Annotated in this window: 9 protein-coding genes; 7 read left to right on the plus strand and 2 right to left on the minus strand. The window is 51.2% G+C overall.

The features are described 5' to 3' along the window. Window positions 1-30 precede the first annotated feature (30 nt). Together dapA and ligA are read right to left on the minus strand one after the other, a co-directional pair. A complete protein-coding gene (dapA, locus tag ABV298_RS06730) occupies window positions 31-921 on the minus strand; it encodes a 4-hydroxy-tetrahydrodipicolinate synthase (RefSeq protein ID WP_353721387.1) in 891 nt (296 codons plus the stop codon). Window positions 922-986: 65 nt separating this feature from the next. Further along, window positions 987-3,074, minus strand: a complete 2,088-nt coding sequence (ligA, locus tag ABV298_RS06735; protein ID WP_353721388.1) for an NAD-dependent DNA ligase LigA — start codon at window positions 3,072-3,074, stop codon at window positions 987-989. A 179-nt stretch (window positions 3,075-3,253) separates the two neighbouring features. Here ligA and ABV298_RS06740 point away from each other — a divergent pair, with 179 nt between their 5' ends. From ABV298_RS06740 to ABV298_RS06770, 7 genes are all read left to right on the plus strand, one after another. Further along, complete coding sequence (locus tag ABV298_RS06740) at window positions 3,254-3,778, plus strand: Uma2 family endonuclease (protein ID WP_353721389.1); 525 nt, start codon at window positions 3,254-3,256, stop codon at window positions 3,776-3,778. Window positions 3,779-3,875: 97 nt separating this feature from the next. After that, window positions 3,876-4,523 carry a ribulose-phosphate 3-epimerase gene (gene rpe / locus ABV298_RS06745; protein WP_353721390.1) on the plus strand — a complete coding sequence of 216 codons (648 nt, stop codon included), beginning with the start codon at window positions 3,876-3,878 and terminating at the stop codon, window positions 4,521-4,523. 20 nt (window positions 4,524-4,543) lie between these two features. Then, window positions 4,544-5,854: a DUF4038 domain-containing protein gene (locus ABV298_RS06750; RefSeq protein WP_353721391.1), complete on the plus strand. Its 1,311-nt coding sequence runs from the start codon at window positions 4,544-4,546 to the stop codon at window positions 5,852-5,854. Window positions 5,855-5,923: 69 nt separating this feature from the next. Then, a complete protein-coding gene (locus ABV298_RS06755) occupies window positions 5,924-7,945 on the plus strand; it encodes an OmpA family protein (protein WP_353721392.1) in 2,022 nt (673 codons plus the stop codon). A gap of 109 nt (window positions 7,946-8,054) precedes the next feature. Further along, window positions 8,055-9,911 (plus strand): glycosyltransferase family 39 protein, encoded by a 1,857-nt coding sequence (locus tag ABV298_RS06760; protein WP_353721393.1) that lies wholly within the window; start codon window positions 8,055-8,057, stop codon window positions 9,909-9,911. Window positions 9,912-10,028: 117 nt separating this feature from the next. Then, entirely contained in the window at window positions 10,029-10,856 is an 828-nt protein-coding gene (locus tag ABV298_RS06765; RefSeq protein WP_353721394.1) for a transketolase, read from the plus strand. Next, the gene (locus ABV298_RS06770) at window positions 10,849-12,843 is read left to right on the plus strand and encodes an NAD-dependent epimerase/dehydratase family protein (protein ID WP_353721395.1); all 1,995 of its coding nucleotides are present in this window, start codon (window positions 10,849-10,851) and stop codon (window positions 12,841-12,843) included. The genes ABV298_RS06765 and ABV298_RS06770 overlap by 8 nt, the downstream gene beginning before the upstream one ends. Window positions 12,844-12,916: the final 73 nt, after the last annotated feature.

Here is a 12,916-nt window from a genome sequence, read left to right on the forward strand (position 1 = left end):
CACTCCTGACAATTCCTGACTCAACTATCGTCACATAAATCCCTCACGGATCATCGCCCTTTCAAGCTTTTCGCCCAACTCTTTCGAGGCTTTCAGCAATGGCAGGCGCACATCCGAGCTGCAAATACCTTTGATTTCCAGGCATTTTTTGATGCCGACGGGATTGGATTCGATGTAAAGCAGCGTATCGAATTCCAGGAACGCGAGTTGCAGCTTCGCCGCGTCTTTGAAACGGCCTTCCAATGCGGCCCAGGTAAGGTCGTGGAATTCTTTCGGGAATGCATTGGCGATCACTGAAATGACGCCGTGCCAGCCAACGCTTACCATCGTCGTTACGAGATTATCGTCGCCCGAAAGCAGCAAAAAATCTTCCGGCGCGCGCGCGGCGAGCTCCATGCTTTGTTCGAGGCTGCCGCCTGCGTCCTTGATACCGATGATATTCGGATGCGCCGCCAGTTTCACGATCGTATCCGCCTTCATATTGATTACCGTACGGCCGGGGACATTATAGAGCAGCACAGGCACCGGCGAAGCGTCGGCGATGGCCGTGAAATGGGCGATAATGCCTTCCTGAGTCGGTTTGTTATAATAAGGGCACACTGATAGGATCGCGTCGACACCCGTAAAGTCGGTTTCCGTAATGGTATTCAAAACCTCCTGCGTATTGTTACCCCCGATACCGTACACGATCGGCAGTTTTTTATAGTTGTTCTTTATTGTAAATGCCAGGATATCAAGTTTTTCCTTGGAAGTAACTGTCGGCGACTCGCCTGTTGTTCCTTGTACTACCAGGTAGTCCGTACCACCTTCCGTCACCAGGTCGATCAGTCTTTTCAGACCCGGATAATCAATCTCATTCTGTTCATCAAAAGGTGTGATCAGCGCGGCCCCTACCCCTTTGAAACGTTGGTCCAATGGCATTATTTACTTATATAATTGTTAGATTTTAAAACACAAAGTTAGCCTTCCGGGGCTATTTTCTTTACTTAATTTCCAATCATTGCTAAAAATTCTTCCTCGGAGATGATGGTAACACCCAGTTTCCGTGCCTTTTCGAGTTTGGAAGGACCCATATTCGCTCCCGCCAGCAGGTAATTGAGCTTCCCCGACACCCCGCTGAGCACCTTTCCGCCATTCGCTTCGATCTTCTCTTTCAGCTCGTCACGCTCGAAATTTTCGAAAACGCCCGAGATCACAAACGTCTTACCTTCCAGCAGGTCGCTTTCGACTTCCACCGGTTTTTCGTCGCTTTCCATTTGCAGGCCCGCCTGTTCAAGCCGTTCTACCAGCAACTGGTTTTCCGGTACACTGAAAAACGACTCGATGCTCAATGCGATGCGCCCACCAATTTCGGGGACGGCCGTAAGCTGGTCGTAACTAGCGGCCCGCAATGCCCGCATCGATTTGAAATAAGCAGCCAATTTTTCCGCCACCGTTTGCCCCACGAAGCGGATACCTAATGCGAAAAGCACGTTTTTGAAGGGGACGGACCGCGACAAATCGATCCCTTTCAGGATATTGTCAACCGTTTTTTCACGGAAACTGATCTTTTTGACCTTTCCCGTTTCTTCGTTTAAAAGGTTCTTTTCGAGGCCCAGCAGCTTGTCGTAATTCAAATCGTACAGGTCGGCGGGCGTACGCACGAGGCCGAGTTCGAAAAGAAGTTCGATCTTTCCTTCTCCCAGGCTTTCGATATTCATCGCCTTGCGGTGGATGAAATGTTCGATGCGCCCTTTCAACTGCGGCGGGCAATGGCTGTCGTTCGGACAGAAGAACGCGACTTCGCCTTCGTTGCGTTGCAATTCGGAATTACATTCGGGGCAATGTGTGGGAAACACGATCGGTTCTGTTTCGTACTTTTCGCGCTGCGAAACGTCGACGCCCGTGATTTTCGGGATAATCTCCCCGCTTTTTTCCACAAAAACCGTGTCGCCGATGCGGATACCGAGCCTTTCCAGCTCGTTCGCATTGTGAAGTGTCGCACGCTTGACACGTGTACCCGACAAATGCACGCCTTTCACCTGACTGTACGGCAGCGTGCGCTCCGAAAGATCGCAAAGGTTGGCTACCGGCGTCACCGCGCCTGTTCGTCCCACCTGATAGGTTACCATTCTCAGCACCGCCGGTTTGTTCTCAGCCTTATATTTATAGGAAATCGCCCAGCGCGGGCTTTTGGCGGTAAAGCCGAGCTCTCTCTGCTGCGCAAAGGAGTTGATCTTGATGACAATTCCGTCGGTAGCCAGCGGCAAATGCGCCCGCTTTTCTTCCCATTCGTGAATGTACGCGATCACCTCGTCGATATTCGACACCTTTTTCCAGCCCGGGGACACATTGAATCCCCACGACTTCAAAGCCAGCAGACTTTCCTCATGACTTTTGAAAAACTCGTCGTCCGACAAGAAAGAATAGATATAGCAATCGAGCCCCCGTCTCGCCGCCTCCGCCGAATCCTGCAATTTGAATGAACCGGAAGCCGCATTACGCGGGTTGGCGTACTGGTTCTCGCCTAACGTCTCCATTTCCTCATTCAATTTCTGGAACGAAGAAATAGGCATAAAACCCTCGCCGCGGATTTCGAAAACCGGTGGAATACCTTCGGCTTTCACCCGCAATGGCAGCGAGCGGATCGTTTTGACATTGTTGGTTATCTCGTCCCCGCGCGTGCCATCCCCACGCGTCACGCCACGCACGAGAATGCCGTTTTCATAAGTAAAACTAAGGGAAATCCCATCGAATTTCAGTTCGCAGATGTATTCGTACGGCTCACCATCAAGCCCGCGGCGAACGCGGTCGTCGAAATTGCGGAGTTCCTGCTCATTGTAAGTGTTATCGAGCGACAACATCGGGTACCGGTGGTATACCGCGTTGAACGTTTTGGTAACCGTCCCGCCTACCCGCTGCGTGGGCGAATCGTCCTTCCGGAACTGCGGATATTCATTTTCCAGGGCCTGCAACTCTTTGAGCAGCTGGTCGAATTCATAGTCGGATATTTCCGACACGCTGTCCTGGTAATAGCGGTCATTGTAATAATGTAGCTTTTCGGAGAGCTCCTGGATACGTTGTTCGGGATTCATAGTAGTCACGGCGGCTTGATGATTCGGCCCAAATTTAAGATTTATTCCAAATTCTGAGCATGGGATAAATAATGTGTTACCAATTGCATATCGGAGCGTATCAATGGCACATTCACCTATCCGTCACACGCAAAGCATGTCGCACATTTTTCGTATTTTCGTTCAAAACGGCAAAGCCTATGAAAGCCCTGGAACCAACGATTTATTACAATCCGGATCTGACGCAGATCATCAACGGGGAGGAAGTCATGTCGCCTAGCCCGAAATTGCCTCACCAATCGGCTTCGGGAGAGCTGTTTCTTCTGTTGGCGAACCACGTCAAGCAAAACAAACTCGGCCGGGTATTTGCTGCACCCTTCGACGTCATTCTGGAACAAGATTTTAATCACCTGCAACCGGACATTTTTTTCATATCGAATGCGAACCGGGGCATCCTGCAGGATTGGATTCGCGGCGTGCCGGATCTGGTCATAGAAATCGTTTCTCCTGGTTCCAGGAAAATGGATACTGTGGTCAAAAAAGGCGTTTACGAAAGCTACGGCGTGCCCGAATGCTGGATCGTCTTTCCCGAGAAGGTTCGCATTGAAATCTATACGCTCGTGGAAGGCCGATACGAGTTGCACGGCACATTTTCGGATGAGCAAAAGGTGCAATCTAAAAGTACTACCGGCGCTGTCGTTCCCCGCGAGTGCTATGTCAGGTGATTTTGCATGACTTAATCAACAGAAAGCGGTCCGTGTACCCGCCTTCCCCATAAATTCACTAATTTCGGCCCCATTAATCATTACTAGCTTCTGATTCATGGCTGAAATTGCCCCTTCCATACTGGCCGCGGATTTTGCAAACCTGCAACGCGACGTCGAAATGATCAATAGCAGTTCCGCAGGCTACATTCACGTCGACATCATGGACGGTCTGTTCGTGCCCAATATTTCGTTCGGTATTCCCGTTTGCGAAGCCATTCACCGGCACGCCAAAAAGCCCCTGGATGTACATTTGATGATCGAACAGCCCGACCGCTACCTCGAAGCCTTCCGTAATGCGGGCGCCTCGGGGCTGACGGTACACTACGAAGCCTGCCCGCATTTACATAGTACGATCCAGCATATTAAAAAGCTGGGTGCCGAACCGGGCGTGGCACTCAATCCGCATACACCGGTAGAAGTTTTGAGCGAAATCATGGGCGACGTCTCATTGATTCTGATTATGTCGGTAAACCCGGGATTCGGGGGTCAGAAATTCATCGAAAACACTTACCGGAAGATTGCCACGCTTGATGGCTACCGTAAAAAATTCGGCTACAAATTCAAAATAGAGGTCGATGGCGGCGTTAATCTCGACAATGCGCCCCGACTTGTGCACGAGGGCGTGGACATCCTCGTGGCCGGCAGCTTTGTTTTCACTTCGCCCGATCCCGTGCAAACGATCGCCGAGCTGGGCAATAGCTAGCATTCATTTAGCTGACACCAATGAAACTTTCGAAATCGCTGGCCGCCAGATCGCTGGCCGCCAGATCGCTGGTCGGACTTCTGCTGGGTTGCTTGCTTTCGCTGGGATTTGCATTTGAGAACGAGGAGCAGGCCCCGCCCAGGTTCCCGTTGAAGATCAGCCCGAACGGCAGGCATATTACCGACAACCATGGGACGCCCTTCCTGATGGTGGCCGACGTGGCCTGGCAAATGCTTCGGCGGCTTAGCTATGCCGAGGCGGTGCAATACATGGACATCCGCAAGTCGCAGTCGTTCAACACATTTCTGGTTCATTTGCTTCCCGCATTGCCCAATCAGCGGAATTTCAATAAAGTTGCGCCGTTTCTGGATAACAATGACCTCACAAAGCCCAATAAGCCCTATTTCGACTATCTGGAAAAGATCGTTATCGCAGCCGGGGAACGTAACCTTGTGGTGGGTATCGTGGTGTCGCGGCAAAGTTGGAATACGGTTTTCGATGCACAGAAAGAAGATACGTGGAGAAGTTACGGAGCTTATGTAGGCAGGCGTTTTGCCAGGTATCCCAACATCATCTGGATCGTCAGCGAAGAAGAATACCAAAGCGCGTCGCAATTTAAAGCCATTTCGGAGGGCATCCGCGCGGAATCCGACGGGCAGATCGTAGCGTCGCTCAACACATGCTCGCCCACGAGCGTAAACGACAATTCGCACAATCGCCCGGACCTTAAATTCATCATACCCGATTCCACGGTAACCCCGGCCGAATATGCCGCATTAGCCAACTGGCAGAAAAATTCGGCCGAGGCCGCATTGAGGCCATTCCTGATCGCCAATTCGGAATTTCCCAAAGAAATCACCGACCAATCGACGCTGATCCGTAATCAGGCCTATCAGTCGATCCTGAGTTCGGCGGCGGGCTTTTGCCACATGAGCACGATTAAGAATTTCAACCCGACCTGGAAAGTGAACATTACAAAAGACGGGGCAGAATACATTCACCAGCTCGTAAAAATCCTGAAAGGCATTCCGTGGGAATATATGCAGCCCGACACGCCCGATCTGCTCGCGGACTCGCTCGACAAGGCTGAAATAGGCATCGTTTCACTCTCCAACAAGAGGATGGCCATGCTCTACCTTCCGGCCTCCCGACCGGTGCGGCTCGAATTGAAACATTTGCAGGGTACCGAGTTCGGCGCGGTCTGGTACAGTCCCCGGACGGGCAAAAGATGGGCAGGGAAAGATCTGAAAACGGGCGAGGAAGCCATTGTGCAGCCACCCGACTCCCAGCCGGGGTGGGACTGGATCCTGTTGATCGGCGCCAAGCAGTAGATTGACATTTTTTTGTATTATTAATATATTACCAGATATTGAATAGCCGGCCGGTATCTGATTCACCCCATGCATTTAACTCTGAGAAATACTTTTTTTGGCCTCCTGGCGGCGGTTATGCCCTTTTCCGGATATTGCCAGGAAGTTTTGTGGGCCAGCAAGGTATTAGGCTATTCCTCCGAATACAGGCCGTCGCAAATAGGCCACGCCTACCGTTCCAGGCAAATCCTCGGTGTGCCCAGCAAGCTACCCGACTTTGGCGACAGCCCCTGTGCATGGTCGCCTGCTGAGGCCGACGGACGTAACGAAGAATGGATCAAAGTCGGTTTTGATAAAAGCATTCCCTTAAAGCAAATAGCCATTGCCGAAAACTTTAATCCGGGCTCGGTGACGCGCGTGTACGCCTACGACGCTGCGGGCAAGGAGTACCTGGTTTCCGAAATGCCCGCGGCGCAGCAGGCCGTAAAGGGACGCATGCTCCATGTGTTTCCCAAACAGCCAATCCAGGCCAATGCCGTGAAAATCGTGTTGCAGCCCGGCAAAGTCTCGGGTTTCAATCAGATAGACGCGATCGGAATTTCTCCGGATATGACGCCAGTCGAGGCCAAAATCAATTTTGTGGCTACCCAACTGAATAACCGGAAGGAGAATATGGGCAAGGCCATTAACTCCAAAGGCCAGGAAGTAGCGCCGATAATTTCCCCGGATGGCAAGACATTGTATTTCACGCGCAATAACTTCGAAGGGAATATCGGCTCGCCAACAAGTCAGGATGTCTGGTACTCGACGCTGAGCGACAACGGACAATGGTCGGATGCTATAAACATAGGCCCGCCGATCAACAATGCCAGCGAGAATGCCATTACGAGCATTTCTGCCGACGGCAAAACGATTTACCTCATTAACGAGTATAAGCCCGACGGCAGCATGCATTTCGGTTTTTCACGTTCTTTCAAAACCAAGTCGGGATGGTCGTTCCCGCGCCCTTCGAGAATCATAAATCTTGTTAAATCAGCGAAATCCTTCGAAATTGCGGTGTCGCCGTTTGAAAATGTGCTGGTTATGGCGGTTCAGGCCAACGACTCGGAAGGTGGGAAGGATCTTTATATTTCGTTCCTGCAAGAAGACAATACCTGGTCGGAACCGCGGAACCTGGGTAGTGTAATCAATACCGCCGATAATGAAGGGACCCCTTTCCTGGCATTGGACAACAAGACATTATATTTTTCCTCGTCCGGCCATGCAGGTTACGGTGAAGGCGACCTGTTCCTCTCCCGCCGCCTGGACGATACGTGGCTCAACTGGTCGACGCCCCAAAACCTGGGCCCGGCCATCAACTCGCCGCTTTGGGACGCGTTTATCAATATTCCGGCAACCGGAGATTATGCCTACTTCAGCGCCAGCGACAAGGTTTTAGGCCAGGAAGATATTTTCCGGATCCGCATGACGCCCGAGATCAAACCCGACCCGGTAGCGGTGGTCAGCGGCAATGTGTTTGAAGCGGAGAGTACGAAACCGGTCAAATCGGAAATTGCGGCGGATATCATCGCCAAAAACACTTCTTTCGCAAAAGCCAGTTTCGACCCTGAAACCGGTGAATACCGTTTGATACTCCCTTTGAAGGAGGTCTACCGCATTTCGGCTTCCGGGGAGGGATATTTTCCGGTTTCGGAAGATCTCGACCTGAGCGGAGAAACCGGCTTCCGTACAATCCGGAAAAACATCTACCTGCAACCGATCAGGGCCGGGCAGCAGATCAGGCTGAGCAATACGATGTTCACCCAAAGCAGCGCGGAAGTAATTCCATCGTCCTACGCGGAGTTGGACCGTATCGTGGAAACCATGAAAAGTTATCCTGCAATGGAAATATTGCTGGAAGGCCACACCGATAATCAGGGGGAGGTGCAAAAAAACATCAAACTCGCTGCCGACCGGGTGGAGCAGGTAAAGAAATACCTGCTGTCCAAGGGTATCGACGGCAAACGCATCCAGACCAAAGCCTGGGGTCCGGCACGCCCGATAGCCAGCAACCTCACCGAACAAACGCGCCAGAAGAACCGCAGAGTAGAGTTTACGATTCTTAAAATCTAAAAAATATCCTATAACGGGAAATTTCGTTATTTTCGCGGCATCTCGATATGTTCAACCGGAGCTTGTCTTTGCGGATAAGCGGAAACATCCATCATCAGCGAACGCAATAATGTCTCCCAACCATACCAAAGAAACCCTGCGGTCACGGCTTATACTCTCCCTTATTCTTGTCGCGGGCCTTGCTTTAAGGCTTTATAATCTCGATCGTTACAGTATTTTCTTCGATGAAGTGAGCACATTGCTCGTGAGCCAGGGCATTGTGTTGGAAGGGGCCAATCAGAAAGAAGTCTTCGCTACCCGTGAACTGGCCGATTCCCGGTTCTGGACAACACCGGCACATCCGCCGAAACAGGTGCTCAGGACCTTCACGGCAAATGAAATCTACCATCCCAAAACATTTACGCCTGCCGAATTCTGGGCTCCGAAGACCATTCAGGACTACTACGAAGCCATGACGCGTAGCGATATCGGGAACAGTCCGTTCTACTACGCGCTGCTGCACCCGTGGATCGACCTGTTCGGCTTTTCCGACTTTTCCATCCGGTTTTTCTCCGTCATTTTCAGCGTATCGATCATCGGATTGACGTACCTTTTCGCAAGAAGGTTTTTCGGCATTAACACCGCGTTGATAGCAGCCGTAATCACGGCTATCGAGCCATTCTTCATTGCTTACAGCCACCAGGCGCGCAACTATTCGCTGACATTCTTTCTGACGCTCGCGGCGACTTATTTCTTTTTACAAATTGTTGAAAACAAAGCCGGTAAGCGAAAAACATTGTGGCTTTACGTCGGTTACATATTCACGGCCGGACTGGGGTTACTCAGTCATTTTCTGGTCATTTCGGTACTCCTGGCGCACGCATTATATGCATTATTTTTCCTGAGAACGCTCAAAGGCTGGATCCGAATGGCCATCACGGCGGTATTCACGCTTTCGGGTGTAACCTGGTGGCTGATGTTCGGCGGAGGTGTTTATACTTTGTCTTCCCTGCAGCATCAGGCCGACCTTTATCGTCGGATGGCGGAGACCGGTGAACAAACGTTCGGCAACATCCTGCCCGCAACGCCGCTCAATGTATTCAATAAATCGCTACCCGTTTTCACCGACCTGGTTATTTTCACCAACGGTCTTACAGACGCGTTAGGGGGAAAAAAGAATGTCGCCGTCGCTTTGCTGGCAGCATTGATTCTTATTTGCTGGTACAGATTCAAAAACAAAATCAACGCGCCTGCGTGGCTGACACCCCGTTTCCCATATTTGCTGATCATTGTAGCCGGATTCTTTTACAGCAACCACAAGCTACAATTCAGCATTCTGAGTGTCAGCCTGTTTGCATTGTCATTCATTCCGGATCTGCATAAAAATGCGGGCCGCGAACAGCGCAGCCGACTATGGCTGCTTTACATGATGGCCCTCATACCGACATTGTTCCTGATCCTGATGTCGTTCAAGAACGGGCATACCTACGGCATTACGCAGCGCTATTCGGGGTTTTCATTTCCCTATGTGATTATTCTGCTGAGCCTTCTGCTTCAATTCTATGCTACTTTGCAAGCGGAATTCCGCGTACTCATTTTTGTATTCCTGGCGGCCCAGCTCTATTTCGTAGCGCAACGGCTCAATGAGTTCTACGAGGACCGGTCGCCCAAATACGGCTACTTTGCGGTCCCCCGTGTACCGAACCCCTATATCGAAGCGGCGAGGAAGATCGAGGCAACCTATCAGCCAGGCGATACCGTTTACTACCCGGCTCCCCGCTATGAAATCACGTCCGAAATGGACAGGACCTTCCTGCCCTATTCGATCCACGACGCCCAGATTACCAACCTTTATTTCCCGAAGGACGCGCAGTATGTGCAGGCGATGGATACCACTCAGACAGAGCGGATATGGATCAAAAAACAAGGTCGGCCCGAACCGCTGGAAATCATGAAACTGACCGGCAAACGTTACGGTTTTGAGTAAGCGGCAAGGTTGTTTTGGCAGAGTCGTCCAATAAGATTTCGTATATTGCGGACTTAAAACCGGACGTCTGGCCGTTATTTTGCAGGCAATTCCTTACATCGACATACAACATCAGGCATGACAGCAGAAGAGATTTTGAAAGACCCGAAACAGCTGAGCGGCGAACTTCGCCTGAAAATACTGGGGCTCTACCATCAGGCCAATGCGGGCCACATCGGTTGCTCCCTTAGCTGCATTGACCTGATGATCGCGGTCCTTTTTCTCCAAAAATCGGCCGACGATACCTTCATTCTTTCCAAAGGCCACGCCGCTGCCGCGCTTTACGCGTGCCTGAATACCCTTGGCGAAATTACGGACGAAGAGCTGGATACATTTTACCTCGACGGCACCACGTTGCCTGCCCACCCTGCGCCGCGCCAGTACAAAGGCATTCCTTTTGCGACGGGCTCGCTGGGCCACGGGCTGCCTATCGCTACGGGCATTGCCCACGCTGCGAAGGTTTCCGGCGACGCAACGTATTCGTTTACGTTGCTGTCTGACGGAGAAACCAACGAAGGCACAACCTGGGAAGCTGCCCATTACGCGATCCAGAACCAGCTCGATAACCTGATCATGCTCATCGACAAGAACGGCCTGCAGGGTTTCGGCTTTACCGACAAGGTACTCGGAGAAACCGCTTCCGTTGAAAAATGGAAGGCGATCGGCTTCGAAACGGTGGAAGTGGACGGCCACGACATTATGGCTGTCAGCGCGGCTATCAGCGGGTTGAAGGAGCACAGGAATGGCCTGCCCAAAGCGATTATTGCCAACACTGTGAAAGGAAAAGGGGTTTCTTATATGGAAAACAAATTGGAATGGCATTACCTACCCATGAATAAAGACCAGTATGAGCAAGCTACGCTGGAAGTAAAGGAACGTTATCTTAATGAATTGACGAATGCTTGATCATTTACCGGTTTACCGCGATAAAATAGAGAAGTTAAAAGGGCCGGTTTTTGTTTTCGGCGCCAGCGGCTTCATCGGCGCCAATCTTTTCAATGATATATTTAAAATCCGGAAGGATTGCTACGCGGTAACGCACGATGCTACCAAAGCATGGCGCCTGAAACTCCTGAATGTACCGTTTGAAAACATCATTCACTGCGACATTCTTTCCAACAATTCGGTTCAGGAGGTATTTGAAAAGTACAAACCGCAAACGATTTTCAACCTTGCGGCTTACGGAGCTTACAGCAAGCAGAATAATGTGAACCTGACCTACGAGACGAACGTGCTCGGCACGGTGAATATTCTGCAAAACTGCACAAAGGATATGGTTTACATCCATGCCGGAAGCAGCTCCGAGTACGGCTTCAACTGCACCTCGCCTAAAGAAACCGACCGCGTCGAGCCGAACAGCCATTATGCGGTTTCCAAAGTTTCGGCGGCGTATTTGCTCGAATATTACGCGAAAGTAGCGGGGCTTAAAACGCTCAATCTGCGCCTGTATTCGATTTATGGCTACTGGGAGGAACCCGACCGGCTGATCCCCCGCCTGATCGAGAATGCCCGTAAAAAAGGGTTGCCTTCCCTGGTATCACCCGATATCAGTCGTGATTTTGTGTTTGTGGAAGATTGCGTGGAGGCCTTTTTGGATGCGGCATTGAAGATCGACAACGAAAAATCCGGGCGCTCCTACAATATTGCCACCGGCCGCAAAACGACGATGGGCGACCTCGTGGACGTAACCCGCCGCGCATTTGCTATTGCGAAGGAACCGGAATGGGGCAGCATGTCGAACCGCAAATGGGACCTTGCCGAATGGTATGGCGATCCATCCGCGTTCGAAAACGATTTCGGCTGGAAAGCCCGGACATCGCTCGAAGACGGCCTGGTACGTTACAGTCAATGGCAGGATGCCGTGCAATACGAAGCGCGCGTGATCCCTGCGTTCGAAAATCCGAAGCTCAATCCGATCATCACGGCCATTATTGCGTGTTACAAGGACGCCCAGGCGATCCCGTTCATGTACGAAAGGCTTGTGAAGACTTTCAATGAGCTGAAAGTACGCTACGAGATCATTTTCGTAAACGACAACTCCCCTGATAACCAGGAGGAAGTGATCAACGCGATCTGTGACAAAGACCCTAACGTGGTAGGAATCAGCCACTCGCGGAACTTCGGCTCCCAATCGGCATTCCTGAGCGGGATGGAAATCGCTACCGGCGATTGCGTGGTGTTGATGGACGGCGATTTGCAAGACCCGCCCGAGATTATACCGGCATTCTACGAAAAATGGATGGAAGGCTACGATGTGGTGTATGGCGTGCGCGTGCAGCGGGAGATGAAACCGCATATCCATTTCTTCTACAAATCGTTTTACAAGGTATTCCAGGGCCTGAGCTATATTCCGATCCCGCGCGATGCCGGCGATTTCTCGATGATCGACCGCAAAGTGGTGAAGGAGCTTGTGGACCTGCCCGAAACAGAGCAATTCCTGCGCGGCTTGCGCGCCTGGGTAGGTTTTAAACAAACCGGAGTCCCCTACGTGCGTCCGGAGAGGATGTTCGGCGTTTCGACCAACAACTGGACGAAGAATATCTGGTGGGCTAAAAAGGCGATCTTCTCGTTCAGTTTTGCGCCGCTGGAATTGATGAGCTATGCGGGATTCGGCCTTACGGCCCTGTCCATTCTGGGGATTATCTGGCAGATACTCGCCAAATTCTTTTTCTTCCCCGATACGCCGAGAGGCCTCAGTACCGTGATTATCCTGATAGTCTTCTTCGGCGGGCTTACGATTCTGGGTATTTCGTTTTTGGGAGAATATATTGCGAAGATATTCGAGGAAACTAAAAAGCGGCCCAAATACATCCGCACCCGGATACGCCGCGGTCCGAAGGCCTATAAAACCGCCGATGAGATCCGGGCTTTGGTGAAACAATTGAGAAAGTGATAAATTGCATGGTTTCAGCCAATTAGGCGATAATCATTTAAGTTAAGCAATCAACCGGCGTAGCGCCCACTTA

This window comes from Dyadobacter sp. 676 (genome assembly GCF_040448675.1).
GTDB lineage: Bacteria > Bacteroidota > Bacteroidia > Cytophagales > Spirosomataceae > Dyadobacter.